We start from the raw sequence: 20,114 nt of genomic DNA, 5'->3' as shown, positions 1-20,114 counted from the left end.
TGCCCTCCTATTGGCGCGCAGGAGAAATGACGCCGCCGCGGAGCTATGTCCGTTTTCGGGCGCGCTGCTACGATTTCTATGACTGAGATGCGGGTGCAAAGCTGTCATAGTCGTGCTCTTGATGGGGGTCGAACCATGGACTCCCCTCTCCCGAGATGAATGGATTGCCGAGAAAGTCGACAACGACAACGAGTCAGGCGGTCCCAGTCCGTTATGCCGTTAGGGAACCGTGACCTCGTGATTGATCCCCAGGTCCCGAAAGAGAGCGGCGGTCGCTGCCCTTTCCCGTTTCGGCATGTAGCCCATCCCGGCCTGGATGGCATAACGCCAGGCTTCTCCCCTCTCCCACGCCTCTTTGGCGACGTCGGCCAGATCGTCGCGCCGGTTGGCAGCGTCGAGCGCTTCGAACAGGAGGACGGCCTGCCTCAGGTCCTTTTCGCGCTTTGCAGCTCCCGACGTATCCACCACCCGACGGGAAGCGACGATCATCTTATGGACCGCATACCGGCAGGGATCAGGAACCACGACGGACACGCCGCTCTTGTGCAGCATGACAGCTCGCACGGGATCGCGGATCAGGAAGTCCAAAAATCGCAACGGCTCGGCCGAGACCCCACCAAGAGCAGGCATGTCGGCCGGTTTGTCCATGTGGTCGTCCGATCCCCGGTTGCCCGTCAGGAACTCGACCTTGTAGCCATCGCGGTTGACGAACCCTGTCGGTCGCGGCGAGCCCGAACGATGCATAGTCGGCCGGAAAGTTGGATCGACGTCCTGAAGGATTTCGAGGATGGGAGGAAGGCTATCCCCAACTTCGGAGCTGATTGCATAGTCCTGGGCGAAGTCAGCGTCCCCCGTCCTCATCGACGAGGCAGGCAAACGAACGCCGAGCAGTCCACCATAGGCAGAGAAAGCCACGGAGCCGACCAGGCAGGCCCGCAGGCGGAAGATACCGGCGTTGGCGAGAGCTTCGATGATATTTCCAGAAAAGCGATCCGGTTCCGGCAAGCCAGCTTCACGAACGAGCGTCGAAACATACTTACGACGAGTTTTGGCATCATCCTTGATCGCTCGGAAATTCTCCACTCGCTTGTTGATCTCGGGGTCATCAGCAGGGCCAACATAGCGACGATCCTGGCGATGCCCCGCCCCTTCAGGCGGTTGATCGAAATACCAATATTTGCGATCTTTCACTGTGACAGGCACGAAGCGTCCCTCGATCGGGAAGTCGGCTGAGAAAGAGGCGTCGAATACCCGTTCACTGAGTTCGGCCGTCATGGTGCGATACATGAGATCGATCTGCTTCATGGCCTACCATCGTTATACTAAAATCGGGTTTTAGATATAAAGCTTATGATCTCCGCACGACAACACAATTTGTGCTTCCGGGTTGAGAGTCGCATTATACTATTTTTGCACATTTAGTATAATGCGTTGCCGAGATGGGCCGGGACGTCCGGATCACGGCATCGGCCAGCGTCGGGTCGGCGACAAGGATATCATGAGCCTCGACCGGCAAATCGACGACGAGCGCCTTGTTCAGTCCGAGCTTGAGCCGGCGATGAACCTGCCGTCCCGTCTGCTTTATCACAAGGGTCCCCGTTCCGGCTTCAGCGCTCGTCACGCCAAGCGTTTCGCTAGCGTTTAGAACCAGGGAAAATAGAACTAGAAGGACAGCCATGGAGGATTGCCGCACCCGTCGCGTCGGATTCGTCATCAAGGGTCTCGATTGTGCTCGGTGGGCCGCCGTCTGAAGTCCCGCGAATCAGGCTCCGGCCAGGTTCAATTATTTTTAGAACCTACCAGTGCTATAAATATGATCAACGCTGCTGCCGCCTCTCGAAAAATTCTTCGACGAGGATGCGCCCCGACAGAAGAAGCTTGCCCCGTTCTTTCTGAGCGCCAACGAGGATGAAAATGAATGAGGAACAATACGCCATAAGATTTCGGGAGGACGTCGCCGTACCCCTAATGCAGCGCGCTTCCACCGCGCATCCGGTCCTCGAACGAAGCAACGAGCGAAATCCCCTGCTCTAGGAGAATGGCCGCCGCCCTCAACTCCCGTGGCGACAGATCGCTGACAAGTCCACGGATCGTGTTCGCAAGACAGGTCGAATTGGCAGCATAGCGGATGTCGCCGATTTCTTGTGCCTGTCCTGCGGTCTCTTCCAGCGCTTCGGCGACCATCGACATAATGCTCGATCGTTCGCGCAGCGTCATTTCATCAAGCGTCTTGCCAGGTTCCTGCATCGAGAGCTCCCAAACGGGCATGGCCGCGAGGCGGCCTTCCAGCCGCTACACAATCTTTCTCATTGGCGGGCATTTTAGGCGAGGATCGCCTGCTCCCTAGATGGACACCAAGGCGCATTGAGGCAAGGCATGGCTTCCATGCAGCCGACGCATGTCAAGATCGCTGCCACAGGCGAGACCGCGGCCATCGATGCCCAACCGCTGCCAAAGCAGCTGAATCCGAGGATATTTGCTGGGGAACCCTCGTCTCGACCGCGACTCGGCGGGCTGTAGACAAGCGCATCACGGGGCTTTCACAAGCTCATTTAGACGCTATGGTGTCATCGAGGCGCCAGCGCGAGACCTTCATGATGGAACAGCATCAAAGCCACCTGCAGGAGCGGATAACGATCCTGGGCGACCTTGAGGCCGCCTCCTTCATTCCGTGGATTCGCCGTCACGCGGCAAAGCTTGGTCTGTCGCAGGCCATATCTCACACCAGTGCGCACCGGATTGAACTGGAGGTTGCCGGGCCAGCAGAATTGATCGATATGATGGAGATGGGGTGCTCGCTCGGGCCGATCGACGTCTGGGTAGAAACGATACTTCGCACACCAATCATGACCGACGAAAAACAGGGTTAGCGGGTACCGTTCAACTTTCCAGTGCCCTTAATTTAATCAGCGTTGCCAATGCGAAACGATTATGCAAACGTGATGGCAGTCTGCAACAAGCCAATGATCCAGCGGTCACGGGCGACGTAGGCAATATATTGATAATGCTTAGAAAGTTTAGCCATGCGATCCGATACGACGGGCATCTGGACGCCAGTCGCCCTTTCCGCGGATTTGCCGTCGGGAACGGTAATGCCGGCTCGCACACCAGCCGGATCCATCGCCCTGTGGAGAAGTGCTTCGGGGCGTCCAGCAGCATCTGCAGATCGCTGTCCTCATCGTGGCATGCGCCTGTCCCACGGGTTTGTCCGCGGCGAGGCTCTGTCCTGCATTTATCACGGCTGGAGTTACGCTCCGGCCGGAAACTGTCTGCGTATTCCGGCGCATCCCGAGCTCGTGCCGCCCGAAACGATCCGCGTCGCAACACAACAGGTCCAGGAAGCCGACGGCGTGATCTGGGTGGCCGTTGGAGAACCGGCGGACCAACCGCCACGATTTGAAGGCCTCGTTCCCCTGCGTTCGCTGACGGCAAATGCCGGCATTGCCGCCATTGAAGCGGCAGCCAGCGCAAAGACCGGCACCGACGGCCTTCTGCGAACATCCCACAATTCGACAGGGCTGAGACTGTTGCTTGTCGCACAGGAGCAAGATCAGACGCTGATCCATGTACTTCTCGAGGGTGACGCTACTGCGTCCCAGCGCATCTCGGCGTCACGGATCGCAGAAGCCTTGCGGCGGGCGGCAGAAGGCGTCCAGGCAAAGGGTGTCGCGTGATGGAACAGGGAGCGATGCTCAACGAGTGGTATCCGGTCGGCCTTTTCAGCCAGCTCAACGAAAGTGCGTATAAAACCGCCTTGATGGGCGAACCGATCGAGGTCTCCGTCAGTGCCGACGGCAAGGCCAAGGTGATATCTCACACGGGGCGCGAACTGCCTGTTTGCGTCCGTTATGGACACGTCTGGTCCTCGCTCGGCACTCCCGAAAAGGAGCTGTTTGCGATCCCCGAGGCTGACCAGCCGGGTCGGCGGTTTGTCGATGTCGGCGTGGTGCGGGTGCGCTGCTCGCCTCTTCGCGCTGTCGAGAACTTTCTCGACATTGCGCATTTCCCGTTCGTGCACACAGATATTCTTGGCGCGGAGCCACACACGGAGGTTCAGAACTACAAGGTCGAAATCCGAGACGTCGAGGACGAGGTCTGGGCAACGCAGGTCAAGTTCTATCAGCCACAGGCGGCAAAGTCCGCAAGCGGCGGCATCACGACGGAATACATGTACCGCGTGCCGGCTCCAACCTGCTCGGTGCTCTACAAGACCTGCCCACCCCGCCCCACAGAGTGGGATGTGATCACGCTTTTCGTGCAGCCGCTGGCCGAGGATCTGTGCGACGTGTGGCCATGGATGGCGCTGTTCGACGATGTCACTGCGATGACCGATCTGATCCACTTTCAACAGACCATCTTCCTTCAGGACCGATCTATCCTTGAAAACCAGATCCCGCGACTTTTGCCGCTTGATCCCGGGATGGAGATACCCACGCGCGCCGACCTGACGTCCGTCGCGTATCGACGCTGGCTGAAACGCCACAACTACACCTATGGTGCACAGCTGGTGGCGCAATGAAGCTCTACGATTACATCCTCTCTCCGAGTTGCTACAAAGTGCGGCTGATGGCGGCTCTTGCAGGCGTCAAGCTTGATATCAGGCCGGTGGACTTTCATCCCGGCGGCGAGCATCGTCGGCCCGAGCTCCTGGCGCTTAACCCGGCCGGCTCCATCCCGATCCTGGAGGATGCAGATCTCCTGCTGACGGAATCATCGGCCATGCTGGTTTATCTTGCCGCAAAGCGCGCACCGCAATGGCTTGGCGGCTCGACTGCCGAAGAAGCCGCCCGGGTGCAGCAGTGGCTTTCCTTTTCACATCGGCTGACTGCAAATCTCGGAGGCGCACGCCTGCATGAGATGTTGCACCGCCCGGGTGATATCGCCCTCCTGCAGACACAGGGGACCGCTGCGCTCCGCGAGCTGGAGGCAGGGCTTGTCGAACAGAACCTGCGCGGCAAGTCGTTCCTCGCGTCAGATCGCCCGACAGTCGCCGATATTGCCTGCTTCCCTTACGTGGCGCTCGCGCCAGACGGTGGCGTCTCCCTCGATCCCTATCCCGCGATCCGCCTCTGGTCGCGCGCTATTCGCGCGCTCGACGCGTTCATCGAGATGCCGGGCATCCACCGGCTACACGAATTGAAGCCCGAGCCGCAGATTGCTCCGGACGACGAATAAGATGGGCGGCTACCTCCTGAAGAACTGCACAGCCGTGATCGTTGACGAGGGCAAGGGGCCGACGGTGCGGCGCAATGTCGATATTCTGACGACCGGTCCGGCGATCCAGGCCATCGGCGATCACCTCGACCAAGGTGAATTGCCTGTTGGCACCGCGGTTCAAGACGCCACCGGCTGGTTCGTCTATCCGGGGCTCGTCAATACGCACCATCACTTCTTCCAATGCTTCGTGCGCAACCGCGCAGACCTCGACTGGACGAAGCTTTCGGTTATCGAGTGGCTCGACCGCATCTATCCGATCTTCTCGCGGCTGAACGAGGATTGCTTTTATCATTCCTCGGTGACGGCGATGGCCGAGATGATCAAGCACGGCTGCACCACGGCCTTCGACCACCAGTATTGCTTCCCGCGACATGTCGGAAAGCGACTGATCGACCGCCAGTTCGAAGCAGCCGCCCTCCTGGGCATGCGCTTTCATGCCGGTCGTGGCGGCAACACCCTGCCAAAGTCCGAAGGCTCGACCATTCCGGATGCGATGCTGGAGACGACCGACGAGTTCATCGGTGATTGTGCGCGCCTGATTGACACCTACCACGATGCCAAGCCTTTCAGCATGCGCCAGGTTGTGGTGGCGCCTTGCCAGCCCGTCAATTGCTACCGCGAGACATTCGTCGAAGCGGTCCAATTGGCACGCGATCGCGGCGTCCAGATGCATACGCATGTTGGCGAGGGTGAAAGCCCGGTCATCGAAGCGCGCCATGGAATGCGCACGGTCGATTATTGCGCGGAACTCGGCTTTGCCGGATCCGATACATTCTACGCCCATTGCTGGGAACTGACGCATGACGAACTGCGCAAGATGGCGGCGAGTGGCACGGGCGTCTCGCATTGCCCCGAGCCGGTCTACCTCGTTGGTGCCGAAGTGACCGACATCCCGGCCATGTCCGCCTTTGGCCTGCGGGTCGGGCTCGGCTGTGACGGGGCTGCATCAAACGACAACTCGAACCTGATGCATTGTGTCCACTCAGCCTATATGCTCCAGTGCCTGGCTGCCTCGACGCGCCTGCACCCCGTTCCGCCTCCGATCGATTTCCTTGGCTATGCGACAACAGGCGGGGCAGCCCTGCTTGGCCGTCGCGACATCGGTCGACTTGCACCAGGCCTGGCTGCAGACCTTTTTGCGATCGACACAAGGCGCATGGACTACGTCGGCACACGACACGATCCGTTGAGCCTGATTGCCAAGGTCGGCATCGGCATGCCGACGGACTTGACCATGATCAACGGCCGCATCGTCTGGCAAAAGGGCGAATTCGTGGGGCTCGACGAAGCTCGGCTGTTTGCCGAGGCTGAAGCCGCTCTCGCCACCGTGGAATTCTAAGATACCAACAAGGGGAACCAAGACATGACAAGGATCACTCGCAGAACATTGATGCAGGGAGCCGCAGCTGCGGGCCTCGCTGGTGCCTTTGGCGCTCGTGCGGCGCTCGCTGCCGACGGACCGCTCGGCATTACACTCGTCGTCCCTTCTCCCATCGGTGACGTGGGCTGGGGCCGCGCGCTGCAGGATGGCCTCGAGCCGGTCAAGGCCGCCTATGGCGACAAGGTCAAGGTCACCGTGCTTGAAAACATCGCCGAAGGCCCGGACGCCGACCGCATCATGAACAAGTCGGTTGCAGACGGGAACAACTTCCTGATCGCCGGCTCCTTCGGCTATCAGAACGGTGCCTTGCAGATCGCCCGCCGCAACCCGAAGGTCACCGTGCTGCATGCCTCCGGCTTCCAGGTTGCACCGAACTTCTCGCCCTTTGCCGCGAAGAATTTTGAAGGGACCTACCTGCTCGGCATGGCGGCGGCCGCCATCTCCAAGACCGGCAAGCTCGGCTCGGTGTCCGCATTTGCAATCCCGGAACTGATTGCCTCGATCAACGCTTTCACGCTCGGCGCCCAGGCGGTCAACCCGAAGGCCGAGGTCTCGGTCGTCTGGGTGAATTCGTGGTTTGATCCCGCCAAGGAACAGGAGGCGGCCAAGGCTCTGATGGCGCAGAGCTGCGACGTGATCTTCTCCAACGCGCAGGATACGCCATCAGTCGTTTCGGCTTGCGAGGCAGCCGGCGTCTATTCCTGCAACCTCAACTCCTCGATGAAGAAGTACGCGCCGAAATTCTACCTCGGCTGCGCCGCAACCGACTGGTCTCCCTTCTTCAAGGCTTCGGTCGATGCCCACGTCGCCGGCACTTTCAAGGGTGCCAATGCGTTCCTTGGCATGAAGGAGAAAGTCGTTCACATCGCCGACTGGAGCCCGGATGTCCCGGCCGACACGATGAGCAAGATCAAGAGCGTCGAAGCCAAGATCGCCGATGGCAGCGGCTCGCCTTTCCAAGGTCCCGTCACCAAGGCCGACGGCAGCGAAGTCGTCGCCTCCGGTGCGACCATGAGCGACGCCGACATCATTGCCATGGACTGGCATGTCAAGGGCGTGACCACGCCGCTGCCGAAGTAAGCTCGTGACCGCCCCGCTCCTGTCGCTCCGCGGCATTTCGAAGTCCTACGGCCAGATCCATGCCAACCAGAGCATCGATCTGGATGTGGCTGCGCGCTCGATCCATGCAATCCTTGGAGAAAACGGAGCGGGCAAGTCGACGCTGATGAAGCTCATCTACGGCGTCGAGCAGCCAGACGAGGGGAGCGTCGTCTGGGAAGGAGAAACGCTTGCCCTTGCCTCCCCTGCCGAGGCAAGGCGCAAGGGCATCGGCATGGTCTTTCAGCACTTCTCGCTGTTTGAGACCCTGACGGTGGTGGAAAACATCCAGCTCGTGGTGCCGGGCAAGAAAGCCGATCTCATCGGCCGTATCCGTACGCTCGGGCGCGACTTCGGCCTCGAGGTCGATCCGCTTGCCCATGTGCATGCACTCTCCGTCGGCGAGCGGCAGCGGGTGGAGATCATCCGATGCCTGATGACCAATCCGAAGCTCCTGATCCTGGACGAACCGACCTCCGTCCTGCCACCGCAACTGATCGACAGGCTCTTCGACACCCTGCGGCGCCTGCGTGACGGCGGGGTCTCGATCCTCTTCATTTCCCACAAGCTCGAGGAAATCCGGGCGATCTGCGACCGGGCAACCATCCTGCGCGCCGGGCGCGTCACTGGCAATGTCGACCCGCGCGAACACGACGCCCATGATCTCGCGCGCATGATGATCGGCCGCGACATGCCGGACCCGATACCGGCCGTGCCCCATGCGGGCGGGGAAAAGCGGCTTGAGATCGTTGGTCTCGATCACCGGCCGGACGATCCCTTCGGCGTGGCTCTTTCCGGTATAAATCTCACGGTGCGCGCCGGCGAGATCCTCGGGATCGCCGGCGTTTCGGGCAACGGCCAGAGCGAACTCGCGGCACTGATTTCCGGCGAGCAGGTGCTTTCGCGCTCCGCGCGCGAGAAGATCTACATGATGGGCCAGGATGTCGGCACGCTCGATGCGGCCGCCCGCCGTCGCCTTGGCTTTGCCTTCGTCCCAGAAGATCGCCTCGGGCGCGGCGCCGTGCCGGAGATGTCGCTCGTCCTCAACAGCCTGTTGACGGCGCATCCCTTGCACCTCTTGCGGCACGGGCTGGTCGACAAGGCGCGGGCAACAGGCTTCACCAACGATTGCATCCGCCAATTTGATGTCCGCACGCCCGGCCCCGATGCCGAGGCGGGATCGCTTTCGGGCGGCAACCTGCAGAAATTCATCGTCGGCCGCGAGATCATGTTGTCGCCGAAGCTGCTGTTCGTCGCTCAGCCCACCTGGGGCGTGGACATCGGTGCCGCCTCCGCGATCCGCCGCAGACTGATTACACTACGCAATGAGGGCATGGCCATCCTCGTCATTTCCGAGGAGCTCGAGGAGCTTTTCGAACTTAGCGATTCTATTCAGGTGCTCTACCACGGCACATTGAGCAAGCCGCTCGTCCCACGAGACACGAAGCCCGAGGAGATCGGCCGATACATGATCGGGGCAAAGGCATCACCAGAGAAAGCCCTGGCATGAGCGTTTCGTCCGCAGCATTCCTTCCGACCTTCGTCAGACGGGAGCGCGCCTCGCTCACCGCGACACTTTTGGCGCCCGCAATTGCACTCGTCGTCGCGACCGTTTTCAATCTCGGCCTTTATGTGTTGATGGGCCGCGACCCGGTCGCCGTCGTCTATGCGATGCTGCTCGAACCGTTCGTGTCCTGGGCCTCTTTTTCGGAAGTGCTCTTGAAGAGCGGACCACTGCTCCTCATCGCTCAAGGGCTTGCCATCGGCTTTCGTGCCAAGGTCTTCAACATCGGCGCCGAAGGTCAGTTCATCCTCGGGGCGATCTTCGCCTCCGCCATCCCGATTTACCTGCCGCAGGCGACTGGCCAATGGATCTGGCCGGCGATGCTACTGCTCGGCACGCTCGGCGGCGCGCTGTGGGCGTCCCTCACCGCCTTCTGGCGCGTTCGCTTCAACGCCAACGAGATCCTCGTCTCGCTGATGCTGAGCCTGGTTGCGGCACAACTGCTCTATTACCTGCTCCTTGGTCCATGGAAGGACCCGAACGGGTTCAATTTCCCCCAGTCCGTCATGTTCCAGTATGACGCCATGGTGCCGCTCCTGATCGAGGGGACACGCGTCAACGTTTCGCTACTCCTGGCGCTTGCGCTCTCGCTTGGAGCCTTTGTCTTCATGCAAAGAAGCTTCATGGGATACAAGCTGCAGGTGGGTGGTCTCGCACCGCGCGCCGCCGGCTACGCCGGTTTCAGCGAAAGCTCGGCGATCTGGCTTTCCCTTCTGATTGGCGGTTTCGCCGCCGGACTTGCCGGTGCCGCAGAAGTCGCCGGGCCGCTTGGCCAGTTGCAACGCTCGATTTCCACCGGCTATGGCTACGCCGCCATCATAGTTGCCTATCTCGGCGGGCTGCATCCGATCGGCATCGTCCTGTCCGCGCTGATCATGGCCGCGCTTTATATCGGCGGCGACAATGCCATGGTTTCCGCGAACCTGCCGATCGCCGCAGTTCGTGTCTTCCAGGGAAGCCTGCTCCTCTCCTACCTCATCGCCATCGCCTTCGTTCGCTATCGCCTCGAATGGCCGCGCGCACACCGGAGTCCATCATGAGCGCCATCGAGTTCATCCTGGCCGGCATGCTCGCAGCCGCGACGCCGTTCCTGCTTGCCGCCCTCGGCGAGCTCGTGGTCGAACGCGCTGGTGTCTTGAACCTGGGGGTCGAAGGGTTGATGGCCTTCGGCGCCGTACTTGCCTTCATCGTCGTCTATCACGGCGGCGGCCATGTCCTCGGCTTCATCGCCGCCGGGGCCGGCGGCGCCGTCCTGTCACTGATCTTCGCCTTCATCGCGCTCGGTTTTCGGGCAAACCAGGTGGCCACCGGCCTTGCCATCGGCATTCTCGGCCAGGGTCTGTCTGCACTTTTCGGCAAGAGTTACGAGGCGCTGACCGTTGCCGGCATTCCGAAGATTGCCATTCCGGCGCTCTCCAGGATCCCGGTCATCGGCGGCCTGTTCGTCCAGGACATCGTCGTGTGGCTGTCACTGGCCGCCACCCTCGCCATCTGGGCGATGTTTGCCTATACGAAGACCGGTCTTGTCATTCGCGCAGTCGGGGAAAATCCCAAGGCCGCCTACGCCATCGGATATAAGGTGATTGCAGTGCGCGTCACCACCGTTGCCTTCGGTGGAGCGATGGCCGGTTTTGCCGGCGCCTACGCCGCCGTGGTCTATACGCCACTCTGGGCCGATGGCATGATCGCTGGCCGCGGCTGGATCGCCATCGCACTCGTCGTCTTCGGCACCTGGCTCACCGGTCGCATCTTCCTCGGCGCCTGCCTCTTCGGTGCAGTCTCGCTGATGGGACTTGCCGCGCAGGCCGTGGGCGTCAGCCTGCCTTCGCAACTTCTCTCCAGCCTGCCCTACCTCGTTACGATTGTCGTGCTTGGGGTCATTTCCGCAGACCGTCGCCTGCTCAAGCTGAACGGCGTCGCCTCGCTCGGAGAACCCTTCGAACGCACGCCGTAACGCAAAGCGGCTTGTGCAAAATTGCGCATCTTGAAGGGATTGGAACCGGTGGCCGCTCAAATCAAAATCGCATGAACGTGGCAGTTGTCGCTTTGGCGAAACTATCGCCTTGCGGCGCGGCGCGCGTGCGGAACAGCGTCGTATGCCACGCCTCGAGCTTCGAGTAGAGGCGTCGTCTCAAGCACCCGGACCCGGTCTTATCGCGCCAATAAACCCGAGCGGTTGGCGATTGAGCAGCATGGAATCGCCGAATTCATGCGTGCGGTAGCGATGCGCGGTAAGGGTTGCGGAGGCCCTGGCGAGCAGGGCATCGTCGGCAAATGTACGCAGAAGCTCGAAATGGCTTTCGCCGGGCTGGTGGATTCCTGTGAGAATAGCATCGGCCACGCGAACCGTCGTGCCGGGCTCGATACGACCGGTGGCAATGCCATTTCCGGCCCGCACGCTGCCATCTGGATTGGCGGCTGCCTCAAGCGCGCGCACGACGCTCGTGCCGATCGCGATGATGCGGCTGCCACGGAGTTTCGCCCGCGCCACCTCTGCGGCGGCATGCTCGGGGATGCGATACGGCTCATCGAGGGGAAGGCTCAGGTCGAGTGCCGGATCGCCGGTGGAAGAAACGCCTGCCGCATGCGTGAGAGTTGTGAAAGCGACGGTGCGCCGACGCCAGGCTTGGAGCGTGCGCCAGTCGAGTGCGAAGCCCGCCGATGGCGCCTCGAACGCGAATGGCCAAGCGGCAATCTTCGTCCAAACATCCCACAGCGCCAACGGTTCGGGAACATGCGCGTATTGGATCGGTCGACCATACCGCGCCAGTCCCGCAAGCACCGCTGCGCGGCTGCCTCGGAAGCGCAGTTCAAGAAGGCGAGGATGGCTGAGAGGGCGCTCTATCACGGCTTCGAGTGGGCCGAGCCTCAGACGATCGCCTGCTGACAGCGCAGGCGGCGGCAGCCGGTCTTCCGTACGCGTACGGTGATCGCCCGAGCCGAACGCAATTCCCACGAAACGGGTCGGATCGGGAGGTGACAGCCAGCCTGCCAGGCGGATCTCTATCGCCTCGTCGCTGGAAACATGCCTACCGTGCAGGCTGGCAGGCAAGGTCGCGGCGTCATTGGCCACCACCAGATCACCAGGATCGAATAGCGTCCCCAGTCCAGCGCGCGGCAGGTCGCGCATCGTGCCGTCCGCCTCGACGACGAACAGCCTGGCGGAGCGCCGATCGGAATGGTCGTCGGCAATCATGCTCGTTCCCCGTCGAGAAGCCTGGCGCCTACCGGCAGGGCGTCGAGCATCTTCTCGACGATCTCGGTGGCAGCCAGCTCCGGGGTCTTCAAGGTCGACGGATCGGTGTCGGGAAGCGCCAGCGCGTGCAACGGGGTATCCATATCGCCTGGGTCGAGCGCGAGGAGCCTTATATCGTCGGCTTTTGCCTCTTCGTCCCAAATCGCCGTCAGATGGGCAAAAGCGGCCTTGCTCGCCCCATAGGCGCCCCAGCCGGGATAGGCATTCACCGCCGCATCGCTGGAGATGTTGATCACAAGGGCGCCGCGGCCCTCGCGTGCGGACGCGGCAAGCGTACCGAAGAGGGCTTTCGTCAATCGGAACGGACCGACGAGGTTGACCGCAAGCGCCGCTTCCAGCTCTTCGCACTCGGTATCGGCAAGAAGCGCCAGAGGGACGGGACCAAGGCTCGACGCATTGTTGATCAGGACGTCGAGCCCATCAAGGATGGCCGCAATCTGCATCGCGACCGGGTAGATGTCCTCCTTCCTGCCGACATCGCCAACAATCCCGTACGCGCCCGTCTCGCCAGCGATCCGTTCGACATTCGCAGCGGTTCGGGCGACGAAGGCGACGCAGGCACCGTTCGCGGTAAGCTGTCGCACCAGCGCCAGTCCGAGGCCGGATGTGCCACCGGTGACCGCCACGCGAATCCCCTGAAGATCGATTTTCGTTCGCATCGTCGGTGCTCCTTCAATCAGCAAGGAACTATTGCTACAAGTTCAAGTTAACTTGAAGTCAAGAAGAATTCGTGCTTTCCTCAGTAAATGGATTCGATGCTGACCATCACCGATGTGTCGCGGCGCGCCGGCGTCGCCTCGTCGGCCCTGCGTTTCTACGAGGAGCGCGGACTGATTGCGTCCGAGCGGGCCGGCTCGGGGCACAGGCGCTATCATCGGTCCGTGCTGCGCCGGATTGCCTTCATCGTCTTTGCGCAGCGCATCGGGCTGACGCTCGAGGAGATCGGCGCCGAGCTCGGCAAGTTGCCGGTCGATCGCCTGCCATCACGTCGGGATTGGTCGCGGTTGTCGGGCGAGTGGGCAAAGCGCATAGACGAGCGCATCGCCGAGTTGCAGCGGCTGCGCTCCGGGCTTACCGAGTGCATCGGTTGCGGCTGCCTGTCGATCGACCGGTGTAGCCTGGCGAACCCTGCTGATGTGGCAGGACGCAAGGGGCCGGGACCGAGGTACTGGCTTGGGTGAAGCGGCCCCGGCGCAGACGACACGGTGCCACCGCCGGGCCGAGGAACCGCTAGCAGATATTACGAATGCGGGCTCTTGAGGTCGATCCCTGCCTATCTGTTCGTGACGTCGGTGTCTCCCAATGCTGGAACTGCTTTTCTGTTCGCCAAAGAGCCGTCAGCAATCGCACAGGGGCGCTAATTTTTCCCTGCGTCCCTCTTGAAATCGAAAGTCGATCAAACCAGATCGTTCGCGCGAAGCTTTGCACCCACCCGGACTGATTCATCCGGCCCGGCCAGGGACAACATCATCATTGTTTGTCCATGGAGGAAGACATGTCGTTCCGATCACTTCATGATCGCATTCTCGTTTGCAGGTCAACTCCGAAGAAAAGGCCAAGGGCGACATCATCATTCCCGACACAGCCAGGGAAAATCCGCATGAAGGTAAAGTCATCACTGCGGGTCCCGGCGCACGACGCCGGCCAGATCCAGGCGCTCGATGTCAAGGCGGGCGACCATCCTGTTCGGCAAGTGGTCCGGCGAAGGCCTGCTGATCATGAATGAAAGCGACGTGATGGGCATCAACGAAGCTCAAGGCGAAATGAAACAGTCCGCCTGAGGTCGCCGGCGAATATCAGTCAAAGCCAGCTGGATGAAGGCCAGCTGGATGAAGGAGCGAGAAATGGCTGCAAAAGACGTCAAATTCAACACCGAAGCCCGTGAGAAGATACTGCGCGGCGTCGACATCCTGGCCGACGCCGTGAAGGTAACGCTCGGCCCCAAGGGCCGCAATGTCGTGATCGACAGGTCCTTCGGTGCTCCGCGTATCACCAAGGACGGCGTTTCGGTCGCCAAGGAAATCGAACTTGAAGACAAGTTCGAAAACATGGGCGCCCAGATGGTTCGCGAAGTAGCCTCAAAGACGAGCGACATCGCCGGCGACGGCACGACCACAGCAACGCTTCTCGCCCAGGCGATCGTTCGCGAAGGCACCAAAGCCGTTGCCTCCGGGATGAACCCGATGGACCTGAAGCGCGGTATCGACCTCGCCGTTGGCGCCATCGTCGCGGAACTGAAGATCAACGCCCGCAGGATCTCCAACAATTCCGAGATCGCTCAGGTCGGCACGATTTCCGCAAATGGTGATGCCGAAATCGGCCGCTTCCTGGCGGAAGCCATGGAAAAGGTCGGCAACGAAGGCGTTATCACCGTCGAAGAAGCCAAGACCGCTGAAACCGAACTCGAAGTCGTCGAAGGCATGCAGTTCGACCGCTGCTACCTAAGCCCGTACTTCGTCACCAACGCCGACAAGATGCGTGCCGAGTTCGAGGACCCTTATATCCTCCTGCACGAAAAGAAGCTCTCGAACCTGCAGGCTATGCTCCCGGTTCTCGAAGCTGTCGTCCAGGCCGGCAAGCCGCTCCTCATCATCGCTGAAGACGTCGAAGGCGAAGCCCTTGCTACGCTCGTCGTCAACAAGCTGCGTGGCGGCCTGAAGATTGCTGCTGTCAAGGCTCCGGGCTTTGGCGACCGCCGCAAGGCCACCCTCGAAGACATCGCGATCCTAACGGGCGGCACCGTGGTCACCGAAGATCTCGGCATCAAGCTCGAGAATGTGACGCTCAACATGCTTGGACGCGCCAAGAAGGTGTCGATCGAGAAGGAGAGCACCACCATCGTCGATGGCGCGGGTTCGAAGGCTGAAATCTCTGGCCGCGTTGCCCAGATCAAGGCCCAGATCGAAGACACCACCTCCGACTACGACCGCGAAAAGCTGCAGGAGCGCCTTGCCAAGCTCGCTGGTGGCGTTGCCGTCATCCGCGTCGGCGGCTCGACCGAAGTCGAAGTGAAGGAGAAGAAGGATCGCGTCGACGACGCGCTGCATGCCACCCGCGCGGCGGTCGAGGAAGGCATCCTGCCGGGCGGCGGCGTGGCGCTGTTGCGCTCCATCAAAACGCTCGACAACATCCAGACCGCCAACGACGATCAACGCGTCGGTGTCGACATCGTTCGCCGCGCAATCGAGGCTCCGGCCCGCCAGATCGCCGAAAACGCCGGAGCGGAGGGCTCGGTCATCGTCGGCAAGCTGCGCGAGAGGAGCGAGTTCTCCTACGGCTGGAACGCTCAGACGGGCGAGTATGGCGACCTCTTTGCGCAGGGCGTGATCGATCCGGCCAAGGTCGTTCGCACTGCGCTCCAGGATGCGGCTTCCATCGCCGGTCTTCTCGTCACGACGGAAGCCATGATCGCCGAGAAACCCAGGAAGGATGTCGCACCGGCGATGCCGGCCGGCCCCGGCATGGACTTCTAAGACAAACGATGCTGGCCTGCAGTCGCCGCCGGCCGGTCCTTTCGGGAGGAATGGTGATGGTTCAAACGATCGCAAACGGATCGCAGGTTCCGCAGGTTTGCCGCAATCGCGAAAACCGCCATTGCGTCGTCGGTAAGCTCAGAACGGTTTGCGAGGTGGCAAAGGACAGTCACGAGCGACACGGATAGCAAGCAATCATTATCTCGCCCTATCCGCAGGGCGTTCGCAATCCCAATCATCTGCAGTCGATGGTCGGAGACAGCGCGGACGTCGGCGTAGCCTTGCGGCAGATCACTAGCAGGTCAGCCGGAGATCGAAGCGCTTGGGATCCGCCTTCGTGGATAGCCCGCCCCTGAGAGCAGCTTTTCGCCCGCCGCAGCGCAACAACGCCTGCATCGTATCACTTCGGCAACGCCATGCTGACCGGGCTCGGAGAGACTGTCCCGCTGTCTCCAGATCGAGATAAAGCTCCGTAGCATCCAATGAAGTCGCCAATGGGTGGTGGAATTCGGCACGGGTTGAGGAAGCGCGGCACCTGCGCCGCGCTTCCGGTAGGTTTACTGGGATCACTTGCCCCAGGTCATTTCACCCTTGGCGACCTTCGCGCCGAGCTCTAGCGAAATCGGCATCGCGTCATTGGGATAAAGCTTCTTCATCACCTCGATAAGGGCCGCGGAGTCCTTCGCCTTGGCAGCCGCGGCGTCGAACGCGACAAGGTAATCGCGGGTGTAGGTCACGCTGGAGATGTCGGTCGGCCATGCCTGTGTCGTGTGGCCTGGCACGACTATCTTCGGATCGCGGGCGATGATGTCCTCCAACGCCGCCCTCCACGCCTTCCTCTCTTCGACCGTCGGCAGATCGGCGACCCAGGGATACATCCCGCCGAACACCGCAACCCCGCCGAACACAGCCTTCAGCGACGGAACCCAGATGTATCGGCCGCGATCCCTCACGCCTGGCGCCGTGACGACTTCGAGCTTCTCTCCGTCGACAGTTAGGGATTTGATGTCACTGACTTCAGGGAAGATCAGATCGGCGACGGACTTCGGGCCGTTGTCGCCGAGAACTGGCGACCAAGTCTTGATTTTCCCCTCGGCCTTTTGGCGCATCAGAGCGACGGTGTCGGCAGCAGCAAGAATCTTCGCTTCAGGGAAGGCATTATGGACCGGTGCCAGTCCGAAGTAGTAGTCAGGGTCGTTTGTTGTGATGTAGATCTTGGTCAGGCGCTTGCCACTTGCCTTGATGGCATCGGCAACAACTTTGCCGTCCGAGAAGCTGAAGCTCGAGTCGATAAGAACGGCTTCAGTCTTGCCAGTGATAAGCACCGGGGCGCGGAGAAAGCCCGCTTCATTAGTCTTGAATGCCTGCCATGAAAGCGCAGGTTTGTCTGCCGCGGTTGCGGCCGGGGCAACGGCGATCATGATAGCGGCGGCTGCGGTGAGCGACTTGAGCGTGGTACGACGGTTCAACATAATCTGGCTCCTAGATTGAATGGCATGTGCAGAGTCTTTCCCAGCCGTCACCCGACAGTGACAGCTTGCGCGAAGGCACGCTGATGCCGAAGTTGGCGGTTAGTAGCCGACCGTGAAGCGCTGCATGACGTGCGCAGGCGTCTCGATCTCGTCGGCCAGCGCGACGGCAAAGTCCTCGAAGGAAATGCTGCTGCCGTTGTCGTTTGTCAGGAGCTGGTCCTTGCCAAGGCGGAACTTGCCAGTGCGCTCGCCCGGCACAAACGCTGCTGACGGCGACAGGAACGTCCATTCGAGAGCGTGTTCGGCCTTCAGCCTGTTCAGATAATCGACGCCGCCCTGAGCCTCGTCCTTGTAGATGGCCGGGAAATTCGGGGTGTTCACGAGAAGAACGCCGGGAGCCACTTCGAGACTACCCGCACCTCCGACGACATAGTAGCGACGAACACCGGATCCTTTGACCGCGGCAATCAGCTTCTCCGGATTTGCGGCGGAGAAGTGAACCGAGCTGATGACGGCATCGTGGCCTTCAAGCAACTTTGCGAGAGCTTCCGGCGCTTCAATATCACCCGACAAAGCAGTGACGTTTTGCAAGCCTGCGACCTTCGTGGGGTCGCGGGCAACTGCCGTGACGGCGTGACCGCGCGAGGACAGCTCTGCGACAATGCGGGATCCAGCCTGACCGGAGGCGCCGATAATTGCGATTTTCATGATGATGTTCCTTTGCTGCAATGGTTATGCGTTCGATGAAAGTTGGTTGAGGGCCGCGATGATCGCTTGAGGGCCATCGTAGAGGGCCTGCCCGCTCAGACCATGCGGCGTACCGTTCACGATCGCGACGACCTGCGGAACGCCCCTCATCCCGAGTTCGCTCATGCGGGCCTGCGTGTCTTCCATTCGCTCGAGCGTACGCTCACGAAGATCGACGTCGTTGCGCAGACGGTTTGCGAGGTCCTCGACTGTCACGTCGATGCCATGTCCGGCCGCGACGTTCGCGGCGACCGTCGCCACTTCCTCGGTGGAAGACGTATCGCGTCCTTCGACATACCGGGCGATCTGCACGGCGTGCAGGAAGAGAGGCTCCAAGCGGGCGTCATGTTCGCCAAGCGCCGTCATCGCGACGGTTGCGGGCCAGGAATCGAAGATACCGTCTGGAGCCTGCAGAACATTCTGGTGGTAGACTTCCGAGAACGGCTGCCCCGTCAGGGCCTGGATCCTTTGGTCGTTGCGCCAGGCGTGGTCAGCAATTGTCGAGATCGCCCGGCCGCCCACGAAAAGGCCTGAAGGCATCATCTTAAGCTTGTCGCCGAATTCCTCCGCCAGCCCTGCAAGAGCGGGGGCACTCGCATAGCACCAGCCGCATAAGGGGTCGAAGAGGTATTGAAGTTCGATGTCGTTTTTCATGTCGACCTCCGTTGATGAGGCGGAATATAATGTTGCAAAAACCAGAGATATACGGCAGTTATCGAGACAGAATGTTGCGTAAATCGAGCAAATCATGGATCGGATAATGGCTGCTGCGGTTCTCCTCAAAACCGTCGAACGTGGCAGTGCGTCGGCTGCGGCGGAGGAGCTTGGGATGTCGCGAGCGATGGCCTCGCGCTACATCGCGTCGATTGAGGAATGGTCGGGAACGAGGCTTCTTCACCGCACGACACGGCAGCTTAGCCTCACTTCCGCGGGCGAGCGTGTTCTGGAACTCTGCAGGGAAATCGTGCGTGTCGCGGACGCCGTCACCGAAATAGGCGTTCACTCGGATACGCCCCACGGTCTTCTGAGAGTGACCGCACCCAGCATTCTCGCAGAAGCCCAGCTCGTACGTCAGTTCTCTGAATTCGAGGCGCGATATCCGCAGATCAAGATCGACCTGCAGATCACCGACAGATCGGTCGATCTCGTCCAAGATCGCATAGACATCGCGATCCGCATCGCCAACCATCTCGATCCATCGCTGACCGCTAAGCGCGTCGGAGCCTGTCCCTCGCGCCTGTACGCCTCGGCGGAATATCTCGCTGGAGGCGGGGCACCCACTTCACCGGAAGAGTTGAAGAACCACAAATGCCTGACCTACACGCATCTGGGCGGATCGGAATGGGTGCTGAAGAAGGACGCAAACGAGGTCGCCGTGACGGTAGCCGGGGGATTCCAGACGAACGACGCAGTGGCCTTAAGGCGCGCAACCTTGTCGGGCCTCGGCATCGCCATGCTGCCACGCTTCGCCGCCGACGAGGAGGTCGCCTCCGGCCTTCTCTCAGTCGTCTTGCCGGATTGGGAACCTCGCTCGCTCGGCATTCACGCGCTCTACGTCTCGCGCAAGCAGCTTCCGATGGCGGCACGCGCCCTGATCGACTTCATGTCGGAGAAGAACGCTGGCGTCGCACGGCTAGGATCGACAGTCACAATCTGAGACCAGTCCTCACCTGCATGCCGACGACGGGACAGCGTTGTCGGCTTTATGGAGAGTATCGACCCCTCAGGCGTCTTGACCGCGACCCCAGCCGCGATCCGGCCCCATGCAGGGATCCGTTTTTAGTGGCAGCGGTTCACTTCTGAAAACGACCCTTGCAATGTTTTCTCGCCGCGCCATAATAATTTTGCACACGTGCTCATTTTTGTCACTCGGCCGTTACGTACGCCCCTTAGAGCGTTATTCGTT

Annotated in this window: 19 protein-coding genes and 2 pseudogenes; 13 read left to right on the top strand and 8 right to left on the bottom strand. The window is 60.9% G+C overall.

The genetic code is table 11. The features are described from left to right. Positions 1-219: 219 nt before the first annotated feature. The 3 genes and pseudogenes from NBG89_RS21490 to NBG89_RS21480 form a co-directional block, all read right to left on the bottom strand. Positions 220-1,305: a nucleotidyltransferase family protein gene (locus NBG89_RS21490; protein WP_431324143.1), complete on the bottom strand. Its 1,086-nt coding sequence runs from the start codon at positions 1,303-1,305 to the stop codon at positions 220-222. A 133-nt stretch (positions 1,306-1,438) separates the two neighbouring features. Continuing rightward, a pseudogene (locus NBG89_RS21485) lies at positions 1,439-1,591 on the bottom strand (pilus assembly protein N-terminal domain-containing protein); the annotation flags it as partial. Positions 1,592-1,965: 374 nt separating this feature from the next. After that, on the bottom strand, positions 1,966-2,247 hold the full coding sequence (locus tag NBG89_RS21480; protein WP_431324142.1) for a hypothetical protein: 282 nt from the start codon (positions 2,245-2,247) through the stop codon (positions 1,966-1,968). Positions 2,248-2,594: 347 nt separating this feature from the next. On the opposite strand from NBG89_RS21480, the gene NBG89_RS21475 reads away from it, so the two are divergent. The 9 genes from NBG89_RS21475 to NBG89_RS21435 all read left to right on the top strand — a co-directional run bounded on the left by NBG89_RS21475 (position 2,595) and on the right by NBG89_RS21435 (position 11,214). Continuing rightward, entirely contained in the window at positions 2,595-2,870 is a 276-nt protein-coding gene (locus tag NBG89_RS21475; protein WP_431324141.1) for an acylphosphatase, read from the top strand. A gap of 153 nt (positions 2,871-3,023) precedes the next feature. After that, a complete protein-coding gene (locus NBG89_RS21470) occupies positions 3,024-3,674 on the top strand; it encodes a Rieske 2Fe-2S domain-containing protein (protein WP_431324140.1) in 651 nt (216 codons plus the stop codon). Further along, positions 3,674-4,519 (top strand): aromatic ring-hydroxylating dioxygenase subunit alpha, encoded by an 846-nt coding sequence (locus NBG89_RS21465; RefSeq protein ID WP_431324139.1) that lies wholly within the window; start codon positions 3,674-3,676, stop codon positions 4,517-4,519. The genes NBG89_RS21470 and NBG89_RS21465 overlap by 1 nt, the downstream gene beginning before the upstream one ends. Then, complete coding sequence (locus NBG89_RS21460; protein ID WP_431324138.1) at positions 4,516-5,175, top strand: glutathione S-transferase family protein; 660 nt, start codon at positions 4,516-4,518, stop codon at positions 5,173-5,175. The genes NBG89_RS21465 and NBG89_RS21460 overlap by 4 nt, the downstream gene beginning before the upstream one ends. Before the next feature lies 1 nt (position 5,176). After that, positions 5,177-6,556 carry an amidohydrolase gene (locus NBG89_RS21455; protein ID WP_431324137.1) on the top strand — a complete coding sequence of 460 codons (1,380 nt, stop codon included), beginning with the start codon at positions 5,177-5,179 and terminating at the stop codon, positions 6,554-6,556. Positions 6,557-6,580: 24 nt separating this feature from the next. Next, positions 6,581-7,678: a BMP family ABC transporter substrate-binding protein gene (locus tag NBG89_RS21450; protein WP_431324136.1), complete on the top strand. Its 1,098-nt coding sequence runs from the start codon at positions 6,581-6,583 to the stop codon at positions 7,676-7,678. A 4-nt stretch (positions 7,679-7,682) separates the two neighbouring features. Continuing rightward, positions 7,683-9,206, top strand: a complete 1,524-nt coding sequence (locus NBG89_RS21445) for an ABC transporter ATP-binding protein (protein WP_431324135.1) — start codon at positions 7,683-7,685, stop codon at positions 9,204-9,206. After that, positions 9,203-10,300 (top strand): ABC transporter permease, encoded by a 1,098-nt coding sequence (locus NBG89_RS21440; protein ID WP_431324134.1) that lies wholly within the window; start codon positions 9,203-9,205, stop codon positions 10,298-10,300. Before NBG89_RS21445 ends, NBG89_RS21440 begins: the two co-directional genes overlap by 4 nt. Next, entirely contained in the window at positions 10,297-11,214 is a 918-nt protein-coding gene (locus NBG89_RS21435; RefSeq protein ID WP_431324133.1) for an ABC transporter permease, read from the top strand. The genes NBG89_RS21440 and NBG89_RS21435 overlap by 4 nt, the downstream gene beginning before the upstream one ends. A 177-nt stretch (positions 11,215-11,391) precedes the next feature. Here NBG89_RS21435 and NBG89_RS21430 read toward each other — a convergent pair whose 3' ends face one another. Then, positions 11,392-12,456 carry an S-adenosylmethionine:tRNA ribosyltransferase-isomerase gene (locus tag NBG89_RS21430; protein WP_431324132.1) on the bottom strand — a complete coding sequence of 355 codons (1,065 nt, stop codon included), beginning with the start codon at positions 12,454-12,456 and terminating at the stop codon, positions 11,392-11,394. Further along, positions 12,453-13,175 (bottom strand): SDR family NAD(P)-dependent oxidoreductase, encoded by a 723-nt coding sequence (locus NBG89_RS21425; protein ID WP_431324131.1) that lies wholly within the window; start codon positions 13,173-13,175, stop codon positions 12,453-12,455. Before NBG89_RS21425 ends, NBG89_RS21430 begins: the two co-directional genes overlap by 4 nt. An 87-nt stretch (positions 13,176-13,262) precedes the next feature. Between NBG89_RS21425 and soxR the strand changes: the two genes are divergently transcribed. The 3 genes and pseudogenes from soxR (at position 13,263) to groL (ending at position 15,989) form a co-directional block, all read left to right on the top strand. Beyond that, entirely contained in the window at positions 13,263-13,697 is a 435-nt protein-coding gene (soxR, locus tag NBG89_RS21420; RefSeq protein ID WP_431324130.1) for a redox-sensitive transcriptional activator SoxR, read from the top strand. Positions 13,698-14,011: 314 nt separating this feature from the next. Continuing rightward, a pseudogene (locus NBG89_RS21415) lies at positions 14,012-14,297 on the top strand (co-chaperone GroES). A gap of 63 nt (positions 14,298-14,360) precedes the next feature. Further along, complete coding sequence (gene groL / locus NBG89_RS21410) at positions 14,361-15,989, top strand: chaperonin GroEL (protein WP_431324129.1); 1,629 nt, start codon at positions 14,361-14,363, stop codon at positions 15,987-15,989. A gap of 566 nt (positions 15,990-16,555) precedes the next feature. Here groL and NBG89_RS21405 read toward each other — a convergent pair. From NBG89_RS21405 to NBG89_RS21395, 3 genes are all read right to left on the bottom strand, one after another. Continuing rightward, positions 16,556-17,461: an MBL fold metallo-hydrolase gene (locus tag NBG89_RS21405; RefSeq protein ID WP_431324128.1), complete on the bottom strand. Its 906-nt coding sequence runs from the start codon at positions 17,459-17,461 to the stop codon at positions 16,556-16,558. A gap of 99 nt (positions 17,462-17,560) precedes the next feature. After that, on the bottom strand, positions 17,561-18,169 hold the full coding sequence (locus tag NBG89_RS21400) for an NAD(P)-dependent oxidoreductase (RefSeq protein ID WP_431324127.1): 609 nt from the start codon (positions 18,167-18,169) through the stop codon (positions 17,561-17,563). Between the two features lie 24 nt (positions 18,170-18,193). Then, positions 18,194-18,862, bottom strand: a complete 669-nt coding sequence (locus NBG89_RS21395) for a DsbA family protein (protein WP_431324126.1) — start codon at positions 18,860-18,862, stop codon at positions 18,194-18,196. Positions 18,863-18,956: 94 nt separating this feature from the next. Between NBG89_RS21395 and NBG89_RS21390 the strand changes: the two genes are divergently transcribed. Next, complete coding sequence (locus tag NBG89_RS21390) at positions 18,957-19,865, top strand: LysR family transcriptional regulator (protein WP_431324125.1); 909 nt, start codon at positions 18,957-18,959, stop codon at positions 19,863-19,865. Positions 19,866-20,114 lie beyond the last annotated feature (249 nt).

Source organism: Rhizobium sp. YTU87027 (assembly GCF_050644135.1).
GTDB lineage: Bacteria > Pseudomonadota > Alphaproteobacteria > Rhizobiales > Rhizobiaceae > Rhizobium.
Note: the sequence above shows the minus strand (reverse complement) of the source record. Positions and strands in the feature narration are given on the sequence as shown.

Bases quoted from the DNA above. Each gene is read 5' to 3' on its own strand.
- NBG89_RS21430 (WP_431324132.1), bottom strand. From the start codon at position 12,456: ATGATTGCCGACGACCATTCCGATCGGCGCTCCGCCAGGCTGTTCGTC.
- NBG89_RS21475 (WP_431324141.1), top strand. From the start codon at position 2,595: ATGATGGAACAGCATCAAAGCCACCTGCAGGAGCGGATAACGATCCTG.
- NBG89_RS21450 (WP_431324136.1), top strand. From the start codon at position 6,581: ATGACAAGGATCACTCGCAGAACATTGATGCAGGGAGCCGCAGCTGCG.
- soxR (WP_431324130.1), top strand. From the start codon at position 13,263: ATGGATTCGATGCTGACCATCACCGATGTGTCGCGGCGCGCCGGCGTC.
- NBG89_RS21395 (WP_431324126.1), bottom strand. From the start codon at position 18,862: ATGAAAAACGACATCGAACTTCAATACCTCTTCGACCCCTTATGCGGC.
- NBG89_RS21390 (WP_431324125.1), top strand. From the start codon at position 18,957: ATGGATCGGATAATGGCTGCTGCGGTTCTCCTCAAAACCGTCGAACGT.
- NBG89_RS21480 (WP_431324142.1), bottom strand. From the start codon at position 2,247: ATGCAGGAACCTGGCAAGACGCTTGATGAAATGACGCTGCGCGAACGA.
- NBG89_RS21440 (WP_431324134.1), top strand. From the start codon at position 9,203: ATGAGCGTTTCGTCCGCAGCATTCCTTCCGACCTTCGTCAGACGGGAG.
- NBG89_RS21435 (WP_431324133.1), top strand. From the start codon at position 10,297: ATGAGCGCCATCGAGTTCATCCTGGCCGGCATGCTCGCAGCCGCGACG.
- groL (WP_431324129.1), top strand. From the start codon at position 14,361: ATGGCTGCAAAAGACGTCAAATTCAACACCGAAGCCCGTGAGAAGATA.
- NBG89_RS21455 (WP_431324137.1), top strand. From the start codon at position 5,177: ATGGGCGGCTACCTCCTGAAGAACTGCACAGCCGTGATCGTTGACGAG.
- NBG89_RS21470 (WP_431324140.1), top strand. From the start codon at position 3,024: ATGCGATCCGATACGACGGGCATCTGGACGCCAGTCGCCCTTTCCGCG.
- NBG89_RS21490 (WP_431324143.1), bottom strand. From the start codon at position 1,305: ATGAAGCAGATCGATCTCATGTATCGCACCATGACGGCCGAACTCAGT.
- NBG89_RS21400 (WP_431324127.1), bottom strand. From the start codon at position 18,169: ATGAAAATCGCAATTATCGGCGCCTCCGGTCAGGCTGGATCCCGCATT.
- NBG89_RS21405 (WP_431324128.1), bottom strand. From the start codon at position 17,461: ATGTTGAACCGTCGTACCACGCTCAAGTCGCTCACCGCAGCCGCCGCT.
- NBG89_RS21465 (WP_431324139.1), top strand. From the start codon at position 3,674: ATGGAACAGGGAGCGATGCTCAACGAGTGGTATCCGGTCGGCCTTTTC.
- NBG89_RS21460 (WP_431324138.1), top strand. From the start codon at position 4,516: ATGAAGCTCTACGATTACATCCTCTCTCCGAGTTGCTACAAAGTGCGG.
- NBG89_RS21425 (WP_431324131.1), bottom strand. From the start codon at position 13,175: ATGCGAACGAAAATCGATCTTCAGGGGATTCGCGTGGCGGTCACCGGT.